We start from the raw sequence: 21,833 nt of genomic DNA, 5'->3' as shown, positions 1-21,833 counted from the left end.
ACACCGTCGCTGGCGAGCGAACCCGGAACCTCGAAATGGGGCGCGCTGAACAACTCGGGATTCCGGGTTCGCGCCCGGCTGGCGCCGCTCGCGCCCCGAAATGACAGTTTGGGGCGGTTGGACACGAAGACGCTATGACATCCAACCCCACCCCTGCCGTCATGATCCAGGCCACCGGCTCCAACGCCGGCAAGTCGACGCTGGTCGCAGGATTGGCGCGGGCGCTGGTGCGGCGCGGGCTGAAGGTCGCGCCGTTCAAGCCGCAGAACATGTCGAACAACGCGGCGGTCGCCGTCGATGGCGGCGAGATCGGCCGCGCGCAGGCGGTGCAGGCGCGCGCCGCGCGGATGCCGCCGAGCGTGCACATGAACCCGGTGCTGCTGAAGCCGGAGACCGACACCGGCGCGCAGATCATCGTGCAGGGAAAACGCTGGGGCACGCTGCGGGCGAAGAATTATCTCGAGAAGAAAGCGGCCTTGCTGCCGGCAGTGCTGGAGAGCTTTGCGCGTCTCGCCCGCGAGGCCGACATCGTGCTGGTCGAGGGCGCCGGATCGCCGGCGGAGATCAATCTGCGCGCCGGCGATATCGCCAATATGGGCTTTGCCGAAGCCGCCAACGTGCCGGTGCTGCTCGCCGGCGATATCGACCGCGGTGGCGTCATCGCCAGCCTTGCTGGTACGCATCTGGTGCTGCAGCCGGAAGAGCGCGCACGGATCCACGGCTTCATCATCAACAAATTTCGCGGCGATCCTCGCTTGTTCGATAGTGGGCTCAGCGCGATCACGCGGCTGACCGGCTGGCCGTCGCTCGGTGTGGTGCCATGGCTGACGCAGGCGGCATGGTTGCCGGCCGAGGACGCCGTCGATCTCGACCGCACCCACGTCTCCACGGCGACGCGCATTATCGCGGTACCGGTGCTGGCGCGGATCGCCAATTTCGACGATCTCGATCCGCTCGGCATGGAGCCCGACGTCAAGCTCGTCTTCGTGCGGCCGGGCGAGCCGATCCCGGGTAATGCCGACGTGGTGATCCTGCCGGGCAGCAAATCCACTATCGGCGACCTCGCTTACTTGCGCGCGCAGGGCTGGGACATCGATATTGCGGCGCATGTCCGGCGCGGCGGCCATGTGCTCGGCCTGTGCGGCGGCTACCAGATGCTGGGCCGCGTGATCGCCGATCCCGACGGCGTCGATGGCGCGGCAGGAATGGTCGACGGACTTGGACTGCTCGACATGACGACCCTGATGAGTTCGGACAAGTCGACCACGCTGGTGTCCGGCACCCATGTCGCGACGGGTGCCGCGATCGAGGGCTACGAGATTCATCTCGGTCGCAGCGAAGGCGCCGACTGCGCGCGGCCGCTGCTGACCATCGATGGTCGGCCCGATGGCGCGATGTCGGCGAATGGCCGCGTCCAGGGCACCTATGTGCACGGGCTGTTCACCGGCGACGCGTTTCGCCGCGCGTGGCTGGCCCATCTCGGCATCGCCTCGGCATTGGCTTACAACACCCAGATCGAATCCGCGCTCGATGCGCTGGCCGATCATCTGGAAACGAATCTCGATATTGACGCGATCCTGAAGATCGCCCGCAGCCGTCAGAGCACCAGCGCCAGCGCGGCGTAGATCGCGGCCTGCATCGCGCAGGCGGCGACGAACAGTTTCAGCGCACGGTTGATATCGGCCGGCGTGGCCGCGCGTCCTTCCGCGTTGAGGAAGGGGTCGTTGACGGGTCCCTCGGCATAGTGACGCGGGCCGGCGAGCGCGATGCCGAGCGCGCCGGCCATCGCACTTTCCGGCCAGCCGGCATTGGGCGAGCGATGCTTTGGCGCATCGCGGAACATGATCATCTTCGAATGCGCCATCGTGCCGCCGACCAGCGGCGCGACGACGACGAACAGCAGGCCGGACAGCCGCGCCGGAATGATATTGACGAGATCGTCGAGCCGCGCCGCCGCCCAGCCGAACTGCTCATAGCGTTCGCTGCGATGGCCGATCATCGAATCCGCGGTGTTGATTGCCTTGTAGGCGATCAGGCCGGGCAGGCCGAACACCGCCAGCCAGAAGATCGGCGCGGCGATGCCGTCTGAGAAATTCTCCGCCGTTGACTCGATCGCGGCGCGCGCCACGCCGGCCTCGTCGAGCCGGGCGGGATCGCGGCCGACGATCATCGATACCGCTTGGCGTGCCGCCGCCAGCCCCCCTTCGGCAAAGGCGTCGCGGACGCGGGCAACGTGCTGGTACAGGCTGCGCTGCGCCAGCAGCACCGAGGCGAGAAAGCCTTCGATCAGGATACCGATCCAGTGGTCCGGCAGCACCAGTTCGATCAGCAGGCCGGCGATCGCCGCGCCGATCACCAGCCACAGCACGGCGCCGACGCCGGCGATCTTGCGGTCGCGAGCCGACCATTCCGCGACATTAAGCGTGCGTTCCAGGACGTCGATGGCCTGGCCGATCCACGCCACGGGATGCGGCAGGCGTCGCCAGAGCCAGTCGGGATCGCCGATCGCGGCATCGAACAGGATGGCGACGACGGTGATCCACAGTGCGTGTTCGGTGATCAGCATCTCAGCGCTCCACGCGCGCGAGTTCGGCCGCCAGCCGGTCGAGCGCCTCGGCGATCATCGGCCCGCCGCAGTTGATCAGTTTCTCGGGAATCACCAGCCGCTTCGAGGCGGGATAAAAACGCTCCAGCGCCGGATGCAGCAGCAGGGCGCGGCCTTCGTCCTCGGCAAAGCTGCTGTCTTCCGAGAGCAGCAGATAGTCCGGCCTGAGGCTGACGATCGCCTCTAGCGAGGCGAAGCCGCCGGTGCGCAGGCCCATCTCCTTTGCCGCGCTGCTCAGCCCGACGGCGCCGAGCAGTGCGCCCGTCAGACTGTCGCTACCCGACACCCAGCCGCGCCGCGACAGCGCCAGCACGCGAAACGCCTTGCGCGCTGCAACCGCACGCGTGCGCGCGATGGCGGCCTCCAGCTTCGCCACTTCGGCCGCGGCGCGGTCGGGATGGCCGGCGATGTCGCCCATCCGTACGATCTGCTTCTTCACGTCCTCCATCGAGCGCGGCACGTCGAATTCCACGACCCGCAGGCCTTTCTCCTTCAGCAGCTCGCGCGTCGCTCGCTTGGTGTAGCGGCCGGCGACGACGATGTCGGGCTTCAACACCAGCACGTCCTCGGCCTCGCCGGACAGTTTGGGAAACTGCGCGGCCTTCTCGGCATCCCAGGAACGCGCGGCGTCGCGGGCATAGGGGCTGAGGCCCAGAATCTGTCCGGGGTCGGCCAGCGTCATCAGCAACTGGTCGGTGCACAGGTTGATCGAGGCGAGGTGCGGCAGCTCGGCGGCATGCGCCGTGCCCGCCAGCATCATCCACAAAGCGGCGATCAGGCTCTCGCACTTTCGTTTCGATAATGGCATGAAGCGGCCATGAATCATGGCGGCGATCTCACCGAAGCAATGGCGCGCTATGGCGGCGAAGCCGCAGACTGGCTCGACTTGTCGACCGGAATCAACCCCTGGGCCTATCCGTTCGGCGACATCGCCGACGCGGCCTGGCGCCGGCTGCCGTCGCAGGCCGACGGTCAGGCGCTGCTCGCTGCCGCGCGACACGCCTATCGCGTGCCGGACGGTGTCGATCTGGTCGCCGCACCCGGCACCCAGGCGCTGATCCAGTGGCTGCCGCATCTCGCCGCCAACGGGCCGGTTGCCATCGTCGGCCCGACCTATAATGAGCACGCGCCGGCATGGCAGAACGCCGGCCACGAGGTGATCGCGATCTCCGACCTCGCCGCACTGCCCGACGAGGCCGTGCATGTCGTGATCGTCAATCCCAACAATCCCGACGGCCGCATCGCGGACCATGCGACGCTCGCCGCCGTTGCCGCAAAACTGCATCAGCGCGGCGGCTGGCTGCTGGTCGACGAGGCCTTTGCCGACGTCGATCCGGCTATCGGCGCGGCGGTTCTGTGCGAAAAGCTCCCGGTGGTCATCCTGCGCTCGTTCGGAAAGTTCTATGGTCTCGGGGGCCTGCGGCTCGGCTTCGCCATCGCCGCGCCCGAGACGATCAAGCGCATCGCCGCAGTGCTGGGGGCGTGGGCGGTGTCCGGCCCGGCCCTGCAGGTCGGCGCGCGCGCGCTCGGCGACGACGCATGGGGTGAGCACATGCGCGCGCAACTCATCGAGCACGCGACCCGGCTCGATTTCATCCTGACGCAGGCCGGCGGCAAGGTGATCGGCGGCACCTCGCTGTTTCGCTTCGTCCGCCATCCGGATGCCAGGTACCTGCATGTCCAGCTCGCCCGACAGCGCGTCTGGGTCCGCAAGTTCGACTGGGCCAGCGACCATCTGCGCTTCGGCCTGCCGGCCAATGATGCCGCGCTGGGGCGTCTGGCGGATGCTCTGTCCACGCACGACTAGCGGCATCGCTCAGACTCCCGCCCAAGGCAGGATGACGGTCTCGTTCCGATAGTCGGCGCGAAACGCGACGACGCGGAACACGTCGGCCATCACCTCGTCCGACAACGCCTGCGCCGGCGCGCCATCCGCGACAAGGCGGCCTTGCGACATCACCAGCACCGTATCGGCAAAGCGCGCGGCAAGGCCGAGGTCGTGCGTCACCACGATGACCAGCACGCCGCCGTCGGCGACATCGCGAAGATTTTTCATGACGTCGAGTTGGTAGCGCGGATCGAGCGAGGCGGTCGGCTCGTCGGCCAGCACGATCGGCGCCTCCACCGCCAGCACCCGCGCCAGCGCGACGCGGCTGCGCTCGCCGCCGGACAGTTCGGTGACGCGGCGCGCGGCGAAGCCGGTGACGTCGGTGGCCCGCATCGCGCGTTGCACGGCAGCCTCATCGGCTGGCGACAGCCGCGCCGGATTGGTGGCGCCGTGCGGATAGCGGCCGAGCGCCACGACGTCCTTCACCTCCAGCGGCCAATGCACGACGTGGCCCTGCGGCAGATAGCCGAAGCGCTTGGCGCGCTCGCGCAGCGAGAGTTTGGCGAGATCGTCGCCGGCGACATGGATTGCACCGGTCGAAGGCTGCAGGCCGGCGAGCGCGCGCAGCAGTGTGGTCTTGCCGGCGCCGTTGGGGCCGATCAGCGCGACGAGGTGTTTCGGCTGCAGCGCCAGCGATACGTCACGCAGGATGGCGCGGCCGGACAAGGTAACGCCGAGGTTCCGGGCGGTGAGCAGCGCGGTCATGCGACGCCTCCGCCGAGCGCGCGGCGTTCACGCAGGATCAGATAGAGGAAGAACGGCACGCCGATGATCGAGGTCAGCACGCCGACCTTGATATCAGTAGTGGAAGGAATGATCCGTACCGCGATGTCGGCGGCGAGCAGCAACGCCGCACCCGCCAGCGCGCTGGGCACCAGCAGCCGGCCGGGATCGTGGCCGATCAGGGGACGCATCAGATGCGGCGCGACCAGGCCGATGAAGCCGATCGTGCCGGCGACCGCGACGGCGCCGCCGACGCCGAGCGCAACGCCGGCGATCACCAGCAGCCTGAGACGGCCGACATCGACGCCGAGGCTCTGCGCGGTTTCTTCGCCCAGGCTGAGCGCGCGGAACGCGCTGCGCTGGGTCATCAGCAGGATGCCGCCGGCCACTATGAAAGGCAGCGCCAGTTCGACGTGGCGAAAGCTGCGGTCCTCCAGCGAGCCGAGCAGCCAGAATGCAATCTCCAGCGCGGCAAACGGATTCGACGACAGGTTCATCACCAGCGCGGTCGCCGCACCTGCAAGGCTGGAGATCGCGAGGCCGGCAAGGATCAGCAACAGTAGTCCTGCGCTGCGGCCGGCGATGCCGAGCAGCACGAATACCGAGACAAAGGCCATCGTGATGCCGGCGACCGGCAGCGCCCAGGAGCGTACATCGGCCAAGCCCAGCGCGATCATCAACACCGCGCCGAAGGCGGCCGATTGCGGCGCGCCGAACAAAGACGGCGACGCCAGCGGATTGCGCAGCAGTCCCTGCAGCGCCGCACCGGACAGGCCGAGAATGGCGCCGATAGCGAGGGCCAGAATGGCGCGGGGCAGGCGGATCTCGCGCACGATGGTCTGCTGCACGTCGCTGCCGCCACCGAACAGCGCGTCGAGCACGGTGAGCGGCGACATTTTTACGGGGCCGGTGCCGAGCGAGCCCAGCGCCAGCAGCACGACGAGCCCGAGGAGGGCGATGGTAACAAAAGTCCGGCGCTGCGGAGAAATCGACGTCACCATGTGGCGTTGAGCCCGGCATAGGCGGCGGGACCCGTGGTGCCGAAGTTCAGCACTTCCTGATAGCGTTCGTTGAGCAGGTTCTCGCCGCGGGAAAACACCTTCCAGTTCGCGTCGAGCCGGTACTCGCTGTAGAGGTCGACGCGGGTATAGGCATCGACCTGGCCGACCTGGTTGGCGCTGGAAAAGCGCTTCGACACGGTGGTGACGCGCGGCTCGATCATCCATTTGTCCGTTGGCGTGATAGTCAGTGCGAAGCGCGCGAAATTCTTCGGCCGCCGCGCCAGCACTGCGCCGGTGGATAGGTCCGTGGCGTGAAGATAGGTGTAGGCGGCGTTGAACTTCATCAGGCCGGGCAACAGGATGACATCGGCGCCGACCTCCAGCCCGCTGGTTTCGGCGCGCGCGACGTTGACATAGTAACCGTTCGGCCGCGAGGCGTCGCTGACAAAGTTGATCAGATTGTTGAGGTCGTTGGCGAAGCCGGTAACGGAGAGAACCACCCGGCCGCCGAGCAGGCTCTGGTCGATGCCGGCGTCATAGCCGAAGCTGGTTTCTGGCGTCAGCGACGTGTTGCCATACTGCCGGTCGTAAAGCTGGAACAGGGTCGGCGCCTTGGCGCCGGTGCCGGCGCTGGCGTGGAATTTGGTGCCGGTCTCGCGGATCGCATAGGCCGCGGTCGCGCGCCAGGTCTCGAAGCGGGCGACATCCACCACATCGTCGACCCGGCCGCCCAGCGAGACGGTGAGCCGTTCGCCGATCGGCACCGACCACAGCGCGAACAGCGAGTTGGTATCCTGACGTCTGTCGAGGGCCGGCGTCTGCGCGCCGGGGATCGGCAGGAGGGCCGTGGTGGAGGTCTGCGCGGTCTCGGCCTGCGTCTTGGCGCCGGCGATCAGCGTGCCGAAGGCGCCGAGCTTCAGCGTCGCCTGGTACTCTGCGCCCAGGCTGTTGCCATTGTAGTCGGAGATCGTCGAGGTCGTATTTCGTGGCAACGTGTTGGTGCGGTAGGTCACGTCGTTGAACGAACGCTCGGTGTGGGTGTTCGACACGGTGACGGCGTGCGTGAGTACCCCGCCGAATGAGTCGATGGTCGCTCGCCCGTAGATGGTTTCCAGCAGCCGCGTCGCGGCGGATGGCGTGTCGGGAAACGTGCCGCTAGCGGCATCATAGGCCGAGCGGGTGAACGACGAGACGATGCCGGATTCCAGCCGGAGGCCTTCGCCGGCATCATAGCCGAGGCGGGCCGAGCCGCCGACGCGGTCAAAGCTGTCGCTCTCCATATTGGGGAAGCGCGCTTCGAGTGCGGGGATGCGATAGCCGTAGCGCGAGAAGCCGTTGCTGTGCTGGCCGCCGCCGGTGAAGGCGTAGGACCATGGCCCGCTCGAGCCGGTCAGCGAGCCCTGGGTCACTGCGGTCCCGTAGCTGCCGGCCTCGGTGCGGACATTGACCTGCGCGGGCCCGGCGCCTTTTCTGGTGATGATGTTGATGACGCCGGTCATGGCGTCGGAGCCGTACAGCGCGCTCTGCGGTCCTTTCAGCACCTCGATGCGTTCGACGGCAGAGGGCGTGAACATCGCGAATTCGAAATCGCCGGAGGCAGCGGTGGGATCGTTGACGCGGATGCCGTCGATCATCACCAGCGCCTGGCCGCTGTTGCCGCCGCGGATGCGTACATTGGCGGTGCCGCCGGGGCCGCCATTCTCGGAGATGTCGAGACCCGGCACGGTGCGCAGTGCATCGACCAGCGAGCCCGGATTGCTGGTGGCAATGGTCTCGCCGGAGACGACACTGATCGAACTGCCGGTCTGGCTGAGCGGCACCGGGGTGCGATCGGCGGTGACCACGAGTTCGGGGAGCTGTTGCGAGTTCGACTGCGCGCGCGCGGCACTGGTGCCGGCGCAGAATGCCAATATAGCTGCCGTGCCGGCAGCAAGATTCCGGATAGCCATCGATAACCCCTTCCGTCGACCCACCGTCGAACGAGTTGAAACTCGTCAGCGGCCGGTCTCCTGGCTCGCGGTCGTCTCTCGATCCGCCTTCCCAGACCTGCTCAGGTCCAGTGGCGTCGTGGATCGAAAATGGCCGCTTACAGTTGCGGGGGCAGCCGCGGAATAGGGGAGTAATCCCCGCACCGCATTCCCGTTTCACCTCCTTGCGGGAGGCACCGATGACGGATCACAGGAAGCACAGCGCCGGGAAGCGTGCAACCGTCCAGGTCGAAGGCGCTCAGTGTCAAAGGCGCTCAGACCGGCGGCCAGCTGCGCATCGTCATGTCGGCGATGCGGCGCAACTGCGCGTGGTCGGCGCCGCCGGCGGCCTGCACCGCCATGCCCTGCAGCATCGCGGAAATGTAGCGCGCCAGATCGGCGGCGTCGGCGCCCTCCGGCAGATCGCCTTCGGCGAGCGCGCGCGCAAAGCGCTGGCGCAAATCGCTTTCGCCCTTGGCGCGGCGGGCCATCAATTCCTGCTTGATCGTCTCGGCGGCGTCGCCGCAGCTCAGCGCGCCCTGCACGGCAAGGCAGCCCGGCGGGTGCGCGGGGTTGGTTAGCGCGTCGGCGGCCTCGTACAACACATGCGAGACGACCTCGCGCGCCGTCGGCTTGGTCAGCGCGACCTGGAAATAGCCGCCGGGGCCATCGACATAGCGGTCGAGCGCCTTGCGAAACAGCTCTTCCTTGTTGCCGAAGGCGGCATACAGGCTGGGCTTGGTGATGCCCATCGCCTCGGTCAGGTCGGCCATCGACGCGCCCTCATAGCCCTTGCGCCAGAAAACCTGCAGGGCGAGGTCGAGTGCCTGTTCGCAACTGAATTCGCGCGGGCGGCCCATGATGGCCATGTGACGATGCCTCCAGAATAGATCTAACGAGTTTCGTACCTTTCGTTAGATATGTCTCTTGACAGCGGAAGTCGATCCCCCATCTATACCGAACGTTACGGATGTGTGCGGTGCAGCATAGCGCCAAGTCATCTTACCCGAATACCGGGCTCAAACGAGTCCAAGGCTTGATGGGATTCGCCATGACCCAGAATATCGCCCGCAAGATCCTGATCGGCACCGGGATCGCCCTGGTCGCCGTGACCATCGGCGGCAGCGCCGCGCTGATCAATCTGTCCAGCTATGCGGCGCAGGCGGAGACCGCCGCGGCTGTTCCGCCTGCCGTGTCGGCCTCCGTCGCCGTGGTCGCCGCCCGCGCGACGGCCCCCTCCGACGCGTTTTCCGGCCGGCTCGAGGCCGTGGAGCGGGTCGAGATACGCTCCCGCGTCGCCGGCGCAATCCAGGAAATTCACTTTCGCGAGGGCGCGCTGGTCAAGAAGGGCGACCTCCTGGTGCTGATCGACCCCGGCCTCTTCGCCGCCGACGTGGCGCGGGCCGACGGCCAGGTCGCCGCCGCCCGCGCCCGGCTGGTGCTGACCAAGAACGAATTCGACCGCGGCCAGCAGCTCAACGATTCGCGCTGGATCTCGCAGAAGGACCTCGACAGCCGCATCAACGGTTTTCGCGAGGCGGAGGCCAACCTGAAGGCGGCTGAAGCCGCGCTGCAGACCGCCAGGCTCAATCTCGGCTATACCGAGATCCGTGCGCCGGTTGCCGGCCGCGTCGGCAAGATCGAAACCACCGTGGGAAATCTGATCGCGGCAGGGCCCGGCGCGGAGGTGCTGACCACGCTGGTGTCGATCAATCCGATCTATGCCAGCTTCAACGCCGACGAGCAGGTGGTGACGCGCGCGCTGAAGACGCTGGTGGACGACAAGACCCCGGCGGATATCGACCGCATTCCGGTCCAGATGGTCACCGGCGCGTCGGACAAATCGATTAAGGGCCACATGCAGTTCATCGACAATCAGGTCGATGCGAAAAGTGGCACCGTGCGGGTCCGCGCCCAGTTCGACAATGCTGACGGAAGGCTGATGCCGGGCCAGTTCGCGCGGCTGTCGATGGGCCAGCCGAAGCCCGAGCAGACCCTGCTGGTTTCTGAGCGTGCGGTCGGCACCGACCAGAACAAGAAGTTCGTGATGGTGGTCGACGACAAGGACAGGGCGGAATACCGCGAGGTCACGCTCGGCGTCTCGGTCGAAGGCCTGCGCGTGGTGCTCGGCGGGCTGAAAGCCGGCGAGCGGATCGTCGTCAACGGCCTGCAGCGGGTGCGTCCGGGCGTGCAGATCAAGCCGGAAATGGTGGCGATGGACTCAGCCCATCTGGAGCAGGCCAAGACCGCCGTCGCGGCGCGCTGATTATTTCACCCTCCCCCTCCAGGGGAGGGTGAAGAACTGCGACGCCATTCCAGCGACCCGTCAATCGTGCCGGCACCAGTGCCTGCTATGCGCGCTGCCATTGAAAAGATGACACCATGAACTTCTCCCGATTCTTCATTGATCGCCCGATCTTTGCCGGCGTGCTGTCGACGCTGATCTTCCTGGCGGGCCTGTTGTCGATGCCGGTGCTGCCGATCTCGGAATATCCCGAGGTGGCGCCGCCGACCGTGGTGGTGCGCGCGACCTATCCCGGCGCCAACCCGAAAGTCATTGCGGAAACCGTGGCGACGCCGATCGAGGAGCAGATCAACGGCGTCGAGGGCATGCTCTATATGAGCAGCCAGGCGACCACCGACGGGTTGATGACGCTGAACGTCACGTTCCGGCTCGGCACCGATCCCGACAAGGCGCAGCAGCTGGTGCAGAACCGCGTGTCGCGGGCCGAGCCGCGGCTGCCGCAGGAAGTCCGCACGCTGGGCATCACCACCATCAAGAGCGCACCCGATCTCACGATGGTGGTGCATCTGACCTCGGCCAACGGCCGCTACGACATGACGTATCTGCGCAATTACGGCGTGCTCAACATCAAGGACCGCCTGGCGCGCCTCGAAGGCGTCGGCCAGGTGCAGCTGTTCGGCTCCGGCGACTATTCGATGCGGGTCTGGCTCGACCCGCAGAAGGTCGCGGAGCGCGGGCTTTCGCCCGGCGACATCGTCAAGGAGATCCGTGCCCAGAACGTGCAGGCCGCCGCCGGCGTGGTCGGCGCGTCGCCGGGCGAGCCGGGGCTCGATCTACAGCTCTCGATCAATGCGCAGGGCCGGCTGCAGACCGAAGAGGAATTCGGCGAGATCATCGTCAAGAACGGCAGCAATGGCGAAGTGACGCGGCTGCGCGACGTCGCGCGGATCGAACTCGGTGCCGCCGACTATTCGCTGCGCTCGCTGCTCAACAATGATTCCGCCGTGGCGATCCCGATCTTCCAGTCGCCGGGCTCCAACGCCATCCAGATCTCCGACAACGTCCGCAAGACGATGGCCGAGCTGAAGCAGAACATGCCGGACGGCATGGACTACAGTATCGTCTATGACCCCACCCAGTTCGTCCGCGCTTCCATCGAAGCCGTGATCCATACGCTGCTGGAAGCGGTGGCGCTGGTGGTGCTGGTCGTCATCCTGTTCCTGCAGACCTGGCGCGCCTCGATCATCCCTTTGATCGCGGTGCCGGTGTCGGTGGTCGGCACCTTTGCGGTGATGCATCTGTTCGGTTTCTCGATCAACGCGCTGACGCTGTTCGGACTGGTGCTGGCGATCGGCATCGTGGTCGACGACGCCATCGTCGTGGTCGAGAACGTCGAGCGCAACATCGAAGCAGGCCTGGCGCCGAAGGAGGCGGCCTATCAGGCGATGCAGGAAGTCACCGGTCCGATCATCGCGATCGCCCTGGTGCTGGTCGCGGTGTTCGTGCCGCTGGCCTTCATCACCGGGCTCACCGGGCAGTTCTACAAGCAGTTCGCGCTGACGGTGGCGATCTCCACGGTGATCTCCGCGTTCAACTCGCTGACGCTGTCGCCGGCGCTCGCCGCGCTTCTGCTGAAAGGCCACGACGCACCCAAGGATGCGCTGACCCGCGGGATGGACAGAGTGCTCGGCGGTTTCTTCAAGCGCTTCAACCGTGCCTTCACCTGGAGCTCGAACGCCTATGGCGGCGGCGTCGCCAGCGTGATCTCGCGGCGCGGCATCGTGATGGTCGCCTATGTCGTGCTGGTCGGCGTCACCGCGCTGCTGTTCAAGGCGGTGCCGGGGGGCTTCGTGCCGGGTCAGGACAAGCAGTATCTGGTCGGCTTCGCGCAACTGCCCGACGGCGCCACGCTGGATCGCACCGAAGAGGTGATCCGCAAGATGGGCGAGATCGCGCGTGCCACGCCCGGCGTCGAGGACGCCATCCAGTTTCCCGGCCTGTCGATCAACGGTTTCACCAACTCGTCGAACTCCGGCATCGTGTTCGTAACGCTGAAGCCGTTCGAGGAGCGTAAGGACAAGTCACTCTCCGGCGGCGCCATCGCCATGACGCTGAACGGCAAGTACTCGAAGATCCAGGACGCCTTCATCGCCATGTTCCCGCCGCCGCCGGTGTCCGGCCTCGGCACGATCGGCGGCTTCAAGCTGCAGATCGAGGACCGCGCCGGCCTCGGCTACGAGGCGCTGTCGGAGGCGACCAAGGCGTTCATCGCCAAGGCCTCGACGCAGAAGGAACTGGTCGGGCTGTTTTCCAGCTACCAGATCAACGTGCCGCAGCTCTATGCCGACATCGACCGCACCAAGGCGCGTCAGCTCAGCGTGCCCGTGACATCAGTGTTCGAGACCATGCAGATCTATCTGGGATCGGTCTACGTCAACGACTTCAACAAGTTCGGCCGCACCTATTCGGTGCGGGTGCAGGCGGATGCGAAATATCGCGCGCGCGCGGACGACGTCGGCCTGCTGAAGGCACGCTCCGATACCGGCGAGATGGTGCCGCTGTCGACACTGCTGAAGATCAAGGAGAGTGCCGGGCCGGAGCGGGCGATGCGCTACAACGGCCTCCTCACCGCCGACCTCAACGGCAATGCCGCGCCGGGCTATTCGACCGGGCAGGCGCAGGACGCGATCACGCGGGTGGCGGCCGAAACGCTGCCGAAGGGCATCGGCTTCGAGTGGACCGAACTGACCTATCAGGAAATCATCGCCGGCAACTCGTCCTTCATCGTGTTCCCGGTAGCGCTGTTGCTGGTGTTCCTGGTGCTCGCCGCACAATATGAGAGCCTGACGTTGCCGCTGTCGATTATCATGATCGTGCCGATGGGCCTCCTGGCCGCGATGTTCGGCGTCTGGGTCACCGGCAGCGACAACAACGTGTTCACGCAGATCGGCCTGATCGTGCTGGTCGGGCTGTCGGCGAAGAACGCGATCCTGATCGTCGAATTCGCGCGCGAGCTCGAATTCAACGGGCGCACGCCGGTGCAGGCGGCGGTCGAGGCCAACCGCCTGCGGCTGCGGCCCATTCTGATGACGTCGCTGGCCTTCATCATGGGCGTGGTGCCGCTGGTGATCTCCACCGGCGCGGGCTCTGAGATGCGGCAGGCGATGGGCGTCGCGGTGTTTTCCGGCATGATCGGCGTCACCGCCTTCGGCATCTTCTTCACGCCGATGTTCTACGTGCTGCTCCGTGCGCTTTCCGGCAACCGGCCGCTGACGCAGCACGGTGATGCAACCGTCGGCCTCCCGATGCCCCAGGGTGAGACGGCGTCGCATCACTAACCGTCCGGCGCGGCGGCAGCGCCGCGCCGGAATTGGAACTTTTCGTAGGGCGACGAATTATCGTTGCGGCCGGAACAAAGCGTAGGTACATGAATCCGGCAATAACCTCGGCGCCTGATCGGTCCGGGGTTGTTTACGTAGCAAGTTGAATGGACGCGTCGCGTGGTACTGCATCGAGATATTTTCTGGCTGGGTCGGCAATGGGCCGTCACCGGCTACGGCATCCAACTGGTCAGCACCAAGCACGACATGCGGTTTGACGTCCCCGCTGCCGATATTGTCCGCGACGATCTCGATGCGACGCTTCGCGATGAGCCGTGGTTCGATCCGGACGATTTCGCCGATGCCCTGCAGGTCGCGCGCCGCCGTGTCGAGGAGAGCCCGATGATCTTCCAGCCGCCGATGAGCAACGAACGGTAGTTTCTAGCTCACGAATTCACTTCGCTTGTAGCCCTGCGCATAGAGCAGCGCGGTGAGGTCGCCATGGTCGATGCGGGCGGTGGCTGCCGCGGCCACCGCGGGCTTGGCGTGATAGGCGACGCCCAGGCCCGCGCTTTCGATCATCGCCAGATCGTTGGCGCCGTCGCCGACCACCAGCGTGTCGATGCCATCGATGTCGAAAGACTCGCGAAGGTCATCCAGCGTCGCGAGCTTGGCAGCGCGGCCGAGAATCGGCTCGTTGACCAGCCCGGCCAGCTTGCCGTCCTCGACCACGAGTTCATTGGCGCGGTTTTCCTGGAAGCCGATCAGCTCGGCGACCTTTTGCGTGAACAGCGTGAAGCCGCCCGAAACCAGGCAGGTATAGGCGCCATTGGCGCGCATCGTCTGCACCAGTTCGCGCGCGCCGGACGTCAGCGATATCCGCGACGCCAGCACCTCGTCGACGACTCCGACGGAGAGTCCCTTGAGCAAGGCGACGCGCTCGCGCAGCGCCGGCTCGAATTCGATCTCGCCGCGCATCGCGCGTTCGGTGATGGCGGCGACATAGGCTTTCAGGCCGGCAAAATCGGCGAGCTCGTCGATGCATTCCTGGCCGATCATGGTCGAATCCATGTCGGCGAGCAGCAGCTTCTTGCGCCGCGTTGCGCGCGATTGCACGACGACGTCGATCGCGAGATCGCCGCGCGCCTGCCGCAGCCGCTCGGCGATCGCCTGGATATCGTCGTCGCTCTCGAAGTAGAAGTCGGCGGCGACCCCGTCGCTCAGCCAGTGCGCCTCGTTCGGCGGCAACACCGCGCGCGCGCCTTCGACGATCGTGCTATCGAGGGCGGGATCGGCAGGATGGCAGATGAGGGTAGCGACAAGCGACATGATGGATTCCGGGCCGGAAAAAGGTGCGCTGCTTATCGCAGGGCCGACCGCCAGCGGCAAGTCGGCGCTGGCGGTGCGGCTGGCGCGCGTGCAGGGCGGCGTCATCATCAATACCGATTCGATGCAGGTCTACCGCGACCTGCACGTACTCACGGCGCGGCCGACGCTGGACGAAGAGGCCGAACTGCCGCACCGGCTGTATGGCACTGTGGATGCCGCGGTGAATTTCTCCGCCGGGGCGTGGGTCGCGGAGGCGGCGAAGGTGCTGGCCGAAGTGCGTGCGCAAGGTCGGCTGCCGATTTTTGTCGGCGGCTCCGGGCTATACTTTAAGGCCCTGACACGGGGTCTATCGGATGTGCCGCCGATCGCCCTGGAGGTGCGCGACGATGTCCGCGCGCGGCTGGAGCGGGACGGCGTCGAGGCGCTGCATGCCCAACTGGCGCTGCGCGACGCGGAGAGTGCCGCGCGGCTGCATCGCAACGACCGCACGCGGATCGCCCGCGCGCTGGAAGTCGTCGAGGCGACCGGGCGCTCGCTGACCGACTGGCACCGCGACGCGCTGCCGCCGCTGCTGCCAGCCGGCACGTTTCGGGCGATGTTCCTCACGCCGGAGCGCGACGAACTGTATGCGCGTATCGATGCGCGGTTCGATCGCATGCTGCGGGCAGGGGCGCTGGACGAGGTCGCCGCCATGGCGGCGCGACACCTCGACCCGCTGCTGCCGGCGATGAAGGCGCACGGCGTGCCGGCACTGATCCGGCATCTGGCGGGCGAGATCTCGCTCGAGGATGCCGCCGTAATCGGCCGCGCCGACACAAGGCATTATGCCAAGCGGCAGTTCACCTGGTTTCGGCATCAATTGCCGGAATTTGGTTGGGTGGCGCCTGAGGCGGTCTGTAGCCCGGATGACAATCCGGGGCTCGCCCCTCCATGAGCGCTGCCCCCGGATTGCGGCGCCGCGCCCTAAGTGGCGCGCCACCTTCATCCGGGCTACCTGCCGCCGCGTGCATTGCTGGGTGTGCGAATTTCGTGCTCGCGGAACGACCAAGTCCGGACTAGCTTGTCATCACGCGATACCGACGCCTTGCGCTTGACTTCCAATCCCGGGCGGCTATATCTCGCGCAACCTTAGAACGTTCGAGCGATCAGATGCGCAATAAAATTACCCACCTTATTATCGTCGTCGTACCCAGGCACATCGCCGGGGGTGGTTGAGGCCATCCACTCGAAGGCGGTGTGCGGGGGTCCTCAACGGGGCCCTTTTTTATTGTCCAGCGACTTTCTCGTCCGACCAAGCCGCGCCGAATGGCGCATCCGGAGCCCGTCATGACCGATATGAAGCCCAGCGATCCCAACCAGATGACCGGCGCGGCGATGATCGTCCGCGCGCTCGCCGATCACGGCGTCAAGCACATCTTCGGCTATCCCGGCGGCGCCGTGCTGCCGATCTATGACGAGATCTACCAGCAGTCCGAAGTCGAGCACATCCTGGTCCGCCACGAGCAGGGCGCCGGCCACGCCGCCGAGGGCTATGCGCGCTCCACCGGCCTGCCGGGCGTCGTGCTCGTCACCTCGGGTCCCGGCGCCACCAACATGGTGACGCCGCTGGCTGACGCGCTGATGGATTCGATCCCGCTGGTCTGCATCACCGGGCAGGTGCCGACGCATCTGATCGGCAATGACGCATTCCAGGAATGCGACACCGTCGGCATCACACGGCCCTGCACCAAGCACAACTGGCTGGTCCGCGACGTCAATGACCTCGCCAAGGTGCTGCACGAGGCGTTCTATGTCGCCACCACCGGCCGTCCCGGCCCGGTCGTGGTCGACGTGCCGAAGGACGTGCAGTTCGCCACCGGCACCTATCATCCGCCGCGCAAGGCCGACGTGCATGTGTCCTATACGCCGCGGGTGAAGGGCGATGCCGCGCAGATCCGCAAGGCGGTGGCGCTGCTGGCCGGCGCCCGCAAGCCGGTGATCTATTCCGGCGGCGGCGTCATCAATGCCGGCTTGTCGGCGTCGAAACTGCTGCGCGAACTGGTCGAAGTCACCGGCTTTCCGATCACCTCGACCCTGATGGGCCTCGGCGCCTATCCGGCGTCCGGTCCGAACTGGCTCGGCATGCTCGGGATGCACGGCACCTACGAGGCCAACATGGCGATGCATGACTGCGACGTCATGCTGTGCGTCGGCGCGCGCTTCGACGATCGCATCACGGGACGTACCGATGCGTTCTCGCCGCATTCCAAGAAGATCCACATCGACATCGATCCGTCGTCGATCAACAAGAACATCCGGGTCGACGTGCCGATCATCGGCGACTGCGCCAATGTGCTGGGCGACATCCTGCAGGTGTTCAAGGCCGAAGTGAAAAAGCCGGACACACATCTGTGGTGGAAGGAGATCGGGACCTGGCGCGCCCGCAATTCGCTGGCCTACAAGAAGAATGCCGATGTGATCATGCCGCAGTTTGCGGTCCAGCGATTGTTTGAGGCGACCAAGAATCTCGACACCTACATCACCACCGAGGTCGGCCAGCACCAGATGTGGGCGGCGCAGTTCTATGGCTTCGAGGAGCCACATCGCTGGATGACGTCCGGCGGCCTAGGCACCATGGGCTATGGCCTGCCGGCGGCACTCGGCGTGCAGGTCGCGCATCCCGATGCGCTGGTGATCGACATTGCCGGTGACGCCTCGGTGCAGATGACGATGCAGGAAATGTCGGCGGCCGTGCAGCACAATTTGCCGATCAAGATCTTCATCCTCAACAACCAGTACATGGGCATGGTGCGGCAGTGGCAGCAATTGCTGCACGGCAACCGGCTGTCGCATTCCTACTCCGAAGCGCTGCCGGACTTCGTCAAGCTGGCCGAGGCCTATGGCGGCGCCGGCTTCCGGGTCGAGAAGCCCGGTGATCTCGACGGCGCGATCCACGAGATGATCAAGGTGAAGAAGCCGGTGCTGTTCGACTGCCGCGTTGCCAATCTGGAAAACTGCTTCCCGATGATCCCGTCCGGCAAGGCGCACAACGAGATGCTTCTGCCGCTGGAAGCCAATGACGACGCCACGGCTGCCGCCTTCGCCGGCGGCAAGGCGCTGGTGTGATCCTGCCAGTGTAAAGCTTGAAGCGTCATCCTGAGGAGCCGCGTAGCGGCGTCTCTTAGGACGACGCGCCACGATGGACATGCCGTCGTCCTTCGAGACGCGCGCCACGGCGCGCTCCTCAGGATGACGGGACCTGAGAACTTCGCCGACAGGAAACGACAATGGAACAGCCCGCCTCCGCCTATTTCATGGAAGACCGCCACGATCCCAACGAGACGCACACGCTCTCGGTGCTGGTCGCCAACGAGCCGGGCGTGCTGGCGCGCGTGATCGGGCTGTTCTCCGGCCGCGGCTACAATATCGAAAGCCTCACCGTGTCGGAGACGGAGAGCCAGAAGCACGTCTCGCGCATCACCATCGTTACAACGGGCACGCCGATGGTGATCCAGCAGATCAAGCACCAGCTCGACCGCATGATCCCGGTGCACCGCGTCGTCGACATGACGATTTCCGGCCGCTCGATCGAACGCGAACTGGCGATGGTGAAGCTGCGTGGCACCGGCGACCACCGCGTCGAGGCGCTGCGGCTGGCGGAAGCCTTCCGTGCCCGCGTGATCGATGCCACCACCGAGAGCTTCGTGTTCGAGATCACCGGCAACACGGCCAAGATCAACCAGTTCATCGACCTGATGCGTCCGCTCGGCCTGGTCGAAATCTCCCGCACCGGCGTCGCCGCCATCAGCCGCGGCGCGGAGGGGATGTAGCCTCGCGCGCATTCTAGTTCATGAAACCCTTCGATATCGCGCTGGCCGTCGCCGTGGCCGTGATCTGGGGCGTTGGCTTCGTGCTGACGCGGATCGCGCTCGACGAGATCTCATCGACGCTGCTGACCGCGTTGCGCTTCGGCATCACGGCCCTGCCGTGCCTGTTCCTGCCGCGGCCGCGACTGTCTTTCGCGCTGGTGCTGGGCATCAGCTGGCTGCTGGTGTGTCAATTCCTGGCGCAGACCTATGGCCTCGCCCATGGTGTCCCTGCAGGGCTGACTGCGGTGATCGTGCAGAGCCAGGCGCTGTTCACCGTGGCTTTCGCCGCGCTGTTCCTGCGCGAGCATCCGACCCGGCTGCAGGTGCTGGGGATCGGCATCGCGACCTGCGGGCTGGTGCTGATCTGTTTAACCGTGGGGTATGACTTCAGCGTTGGCGCCTTTGCGGTACTGATGACGGCGCCGGTGAGTTTTGCGTTTTCCAATCTGCTGCTGCGCCGCGCCGGTGGCGTGCCGATGCTCGATCTGTTCGCCTGGATCGGACTGCTGGCGATGGTCCCGCTGCTCGGCGTGCTGCTCTTTGTCGAGGGGCCGGGCGCGACCTGGCAGGCATTGGTGCATATTTCTCTGCCGGTTGCGGCCTGCGTGGTCGCGCTGGCGGTGCTGGGGACCACGCTCGGCTACTGGATCTGGGGCCGGCTGCTGCGCGAATATACCGCCGCACAGGTGGTGCCGTTCGCACTCCTGGTGCCGTTCATCGGCGCCGGCGCCTCGGCCATCGTGTTCGGCGAGACATTCGGCACGCTGCGGCTGGCCGGGATGATGGTGGTGATCGCGGGCATCGGGGTGATGCTGCTGTCGCCGCGACCGCCGGCACTGCCCGAGATCGCCTGATGTGTGCACTGCGGCAGGCGCAAAATCACCGTCGCGGGCTTGTCTCGCGGCTTACGTCGCCCTAGAAACCGGCGGCAATTCATGGTGGGCGGCCTTGGGCCACCGACCGCTTCGAACGGGCGACGGATCTTGTTGCCAATAAAGGAAACGACCATGCGAGTTTACTACGATCGCGACGCTGACCTGAACCTGATCAAGGGCAAGAAGGTCTGCATCGTCGGCTACGGCAGCCAGGGCCATGCCCACGCGCTGAACCTGAAGGATTCCGGCGTCAAGGACGTGGTGATCGCGCTGCGCAAGGGCTCGGCCTCGGCCAAGAAGGCGGAAGCCGCCGGCTTCAAGGTGATGGAAGTCGCCGAGGCCGCCAAGTGGGCCGACCTGATGATGATGCTGACCCCCGACGAATTGCAGGGCGACATCTACCGCGAGCACATGCACGACAATATGAAGCAGGGCGCAGCCCTGGTCTTCGCCCACGGCCTCAACGTGCACTTCAACCTGCTCGACCCGCGCGAAGACCTCGACGTGCTGATGATCGCGCCGAAGGGTCCCGGCCACACCGTGCGTTCGGAATACCAGCGCGGCGGCGGCGTGCCCTGCCTGATCGCGATTCACAAGGACACCTCGGGCAACGCCCACGACCTCGGCCTGTCCTACGCTTCCGCCGTCGGCGGCGGCCGCGCCGGCATCATCGAGACCTCGTTCAAGGAAGAGTGCGAGACCGATCTGTTCGGCGAGCAGGTCGTGCTGTGCGGCGGTACCGTCGAACTGATCCGCGCCGGCTTCGAGACGCTGGTGGAAGCCGGCTACGCGCCGGAGATGGCCTATTTCGAGTGCCTGCACGAGCTCAAGCTGATCGTCGACCTGATCTATGAAGGCGGCATCGCCAACATGAACTACTCGATCTCCAATACCGCGGAATACGGCGAATACGTCACCGGCCCGCGCATCGTCACTTCGGAGACCAAGGCCGAGATGAAGCGCGTACTGACCGACATCCAGAGCGGCAAGTTTGCCCGCGACTGGATGTTGGAGAACAAGGTCAACCAGGCCTCGTTCAAGGCGACCCGCGCTCGCGCTGCTGCGCATCCGATTGAGGAAGTGGGCGCCAAGCTGCGCGACATGATGCCGTGGATCAAGGAAAAGGCGCTGGTCGACAAGACCAAGAACTAAGCCTTCTCAGCATTGATGACGACGAACGGGATCGCAGCAATGCGGTCCCGTTTTTTCGTTGACGGATGAGATGGACCGGCGATGCGCCCCGCCAGCTCGGCGCTGGCGCAGAAGAAATACGGTCCCGGCGCCTCCGACACCGAGATCAGGATCAGCAACACCGTGCCCTATAGCTGCCCGGCCTCGGCCTACGGCACTCTCGGCAAGGCCTCTGCGGCGTTCTTCAAGAAGGTCAACTACGACGGCGGCACCAACGGCCGCAAGATCACCTTCATCTCCTATGACGACGCCTATTCGCCGCCGAAGACCGTCGAGCAGACCCGCAAGCTGGTCGAGAGCGACGAGGTGATGGCGATCATCGACAATGTCGGCACCGCCGCCAATGCCGCGATCCAGAAATACGTCAACGCCAAGAAGACGCCGCAACTGTTTCTGGCGACCGGCGCCACGCGCTGGAACGATCCCAAAGGCTTTCCATGGACGATGGGCTGGCTGCCGAGCTACCACGCCGAAGCTGCGGCCTACCTGAAGGACCTCACGCTCGACGGCCTGCTGCCGGGCGTGATGGTCAATACCAGCGCGACCGACTCGCGCCGATCGACCAGTTCCAGATGATGCGCTTCCCGGGCGAGCGCTGGCAACACTTCGGCGAGTTGATCACGGGGCAGCGAAGTAGGCCGCGTGTCCGGACGCAGCGCACCATTGCGTGCTGCGCTGCATCCGGACGGAGAGCTTGCGCCAATCGCCGCATGTTGCTCCGGGCGCCGTAAATTCATTGCGCGTTCATGACGGTTCCACTACATTTTTATGACACGCCGCAGGGTCCGGCTGCGTCGTCCGCCTTCTGGCCGCCGCCAGCGCAGGTTTGGGCAGTGCCGGC

General features: G+C 65.9%; 17 protein-coding genes, 1 pseudogene and 1 riboswitch. Of the genes and pseudogenes, 11 read left to right on the top strand and 7 right to left on the bottom strand.

Translation table 11 applies throughout. The features are described from left to right. The first annotated feature begins 134 nt into the window (after window positions 1–134). Window positions 135–1,625, top strand: a complete 1,491-nt coding sequence (locus tag FNL56_RS21285; protein WP_143574908.1) for a cobyric acid synthase — start codon at window positions 135–137, stop codon at window positions 1,623–1,625. Here the strand turns inward: FNL56_RS21285 and cbiB are convergent. Further along, on the bottom strand, window positions 1,598–2,566 hold the full coding sequence (cbiB, locus tag FNL56_RS21280) for an adenosylcobinamide-phosphate synthase CbiB (RefSeq protein ID WP_143574907.1): 969 nt from the start codon (window positions 2,564–2,566) through the stop codon (window positions 1,598–1,600). The two genes, FNL56_RS21285 and cbiB, sit on opposite strands and share 28 nt — an antisense overlap. Window position 2,567: 1 nt before the next feature. Then, window positions 2,568–3,413: an ABC transporter substrate-binding protein gene (locus FNL56_RS21275; protein ID WP_441351241.1), complete on the bottom strand. Its 846-nt coding sequence runs from the start codon at window positions 3,411–3,413 to the stop codon at window positions 2,568–2,570. Window positions 3,414–3,422: 9 nt separating this feature from the next. Here FNL56_RS21275 and cobD point away from each other — a divergent pair, with 9 nt between their 5' ends. Next, window positions 3,423–4,412, top strand: a complete 990-nt coding sequence (gene cobD, locus FNL56_RS21270) for a threonine-phosphate decarboxylase CobD (RefSeq protein WP_143574906.1) — start codon at window positions 3,423–3,425, stop codon at window positions 4,410–4,412. A 9-nt stretch (window positions 4,413–4,421) separates the two neighbouring features. Here the strand turns inward: cobD and FNL56_RS21265 are convergent, their stop codons facing one another. The 4 genes from FNL56_RS21265 to FNL56_RS21250 all read right to left on the bottom strand — a co-directional run bounded on the left by FNL56_RS21265 (window position 4,422) and on the right by FNL56_RS21250 (window position 9,053). After that, window positions 4,422–5,198 carry an ABC transporter ATP-binding protein gene (locus FNL56_RS21265; RefSeq protein WP_143574905.1) on the bottom strand — a complete coding sequence of 259 codons (777 nt, stop codon included), beginning with the start codon at window positions 5,196–5,198 and terminating at the stop codon, window positions 4,422–4,424. Then, window positions 5,195–6,217 (bottom strand): FecCD family ABC transporter permease, encoded by a 1,023-nt coding sequence (locus FNL56_RS21260; protein WP_143574904.1) that lies wholly within the window; start codon window positions 6,215–6,217, stop codon window positions 5,195–5,197. Before FNL56_RS21260 ends, FNL56_RS21265 begins: the two co-directional genes overlap by 4 nt. Further along, the gene (locus FNL56_RS21255; protein ID WP_143582328.1) at window positions 6,211–8,166 is read right to left on the bottom strand and encodes a TonB-dependent receptor plug domain-containing protein; all 1,956 of its coding nucleotides are present in this window, start codon (window positions 8,164–8,166) and stop codon (window positions 6,211–6,213) included. Before FNL56_RS21255 ends, FNL56_RS21260 begins: the two co-directional genes overlap by 7 nt. Before the next feature lie 33 nt (window positions 8,167–8,199). Then, window positions 8,200–8,401: riboswitch (cobalamin riboswitch) on the bottom strand. A 58-nt stretch (window positions 8,402–8,459) separates the two neighbouring features. Then, window positions 8,460–9,053 carry a TetR/AcrR family transcriptional regulator gene (locus FNL56_RS21250; RefSeq protein ID WP_143574902.1) on the bottom strand — a complete coding sequence of 198 codons (594 nt, stop codon included), beginning with the start codon at window positions 9,051–9,053 and terminating at the stop codon, window positions 8,460–8,462. A 182-nt stretch (window positions 9,054–9,235) separates the two neighbouring features. On the opposite strand from FNL56_RS21250, the gene FNL56_RS21245 reads away from it, so the two are divergent. The 3 genes from FNL56_RS21245 (at window position 9,236) to FNL56_RS21235 (ending at window position 14,187) form a co-directional block, all read left to right on the top strand. Continuing rightward, window positions 9,236–10,450, top strand: coding sequence for an efflux RND transporter periplasmic adaptor subunit (locus FNL56_RS21245; protein ID WP_143574901.1), 1,215 nt, complete (start codon window positions 9,236–9,238; stop codon window positions 10,448–10,450). A 116-nt stretch (window positions 10,451–10,566) separates the two neighbouring features. Then, complete coding sequence (locus FNL56_RS21240; protein WP_143582327.1) at window positions 10,567–13,767, top strand: efflux RND transporter permease subunit; 3,201 nt, start codon at window positions 10,567–10,569, stop codon at window positions 13,765–13,767. 162 nt (window positions 13,768–13,929) lie between these two features. Then, window positions 13,930–14,187, top strand: a complete 258-nt coding sequence (locus tag FNL56_RS21235; protein ID WP_143574899.1) for a hypothetical protein — start codon at window positions 13,930–13,932, stop codon at window positions 14,185–14,187. 3 nt (window positions 14,188–14,190) lie between these two features. Here FNL56_RS21235 and serB read toward each other — a convergent pair whose 3' ends face one another. Next, a complete protein-coding gene (gene serB / locus FNL56_RS21230) occupies window positions 14,191–15,078 on the bottom strand; it encodes a phosphoserine phosphatase SerB (protein ID WP_143574898.1) in 888 nt (295 codons plus the stop codon). Between serB and miaA the strand changes: the two genes are divergently transcribed. The 6 genes and pseudogenes from miaA to FNL56_RS21200 all read left to right on the top strand — a co-directional run. Then, a complete protein-coding gene (gene miaA, locus FNL56_RS21225) occupies window positions 15,056–16,012 on the top strand; it encodes a tRNA (adenosine(37)-N6)-dimethylallyltransferase MiaA (RefSeq protein ID WP_246661599.1) in 957 nt (318 codons plus the stop codon). The genes serB and miaA overlap by 23 nt on opposite strands. Window positions 16,013–16,404: 392 nt before the next feature. Then, a complete protein-coding gene (locus FNL56_RS21220) occupies window positions 16,405–18,183 on the top strand; it encodes an acetolactate synthase 3 large subunit (protein WP_143574897.1) in 1,779 nt (592 codons plus the stop codon). Between the two features lie 161 nt (window positions 18,184–18,344). Continuing rightward, window positions 18,345–18,887, top strand: coding sequence for an acetolactate synthase small subunit (gene ilvN / locus FNL56_RS21215; protein WP_143574896.1), 543 nt, complete (start codon window positions 18,345–18,347; stop codon window positions 18,885–18,887). A gap of 20 nt (window positions 18,888–18,907) precedes the next feature. After that, on the top strand, window positions 18,908–19,780 hold the full coding sequence (locus FNL56_RS21210) for an EamA family transporter (protein WP_143578249.1): 873 nt from the start codon (window positions 18,908–18,910) through the stop codon (window positions 19,778–19,780). A 153-nt stretch (window positions 19,781–19,933) separates the two neighbouring features. Then, window positions 19,934–20,953 (top strand): ketol-acid reductoisomerase, encoded by a 1,020-nt coding sequence (gene ilvC, locus FNL56_RS21205; protein WP_143574894.1) that lies wholly within the window; start codon window positions 19,934–19,936, stop codon window positions 20,951–20,953. Window positions 20,954–21,034: 81 nt separating this feature from the next. Next, window positions 21,035–21,490, top strand: a pseudogene (locus FNL56_RS21200) (ABC transporter substrate-binding protein); the annotation flags it as partial. Window positions 21,491–21,833 lie beyond the last annotated feature (343 nt).

This window comes from Tardiphaga sp. vice304 (genome assembly GCF_007018905.1).
GTDB lineage: Bacteria > Pseudomonadota > Alphaproteobacteria > Rhizobiales > Xanthobacteraceae > Tardiphaga.
The sequence above is the reverse complement of the archived record's forward strand: the minus strand, read 5'-3'. Positions and strand labels throughout refer to the sequence as shown.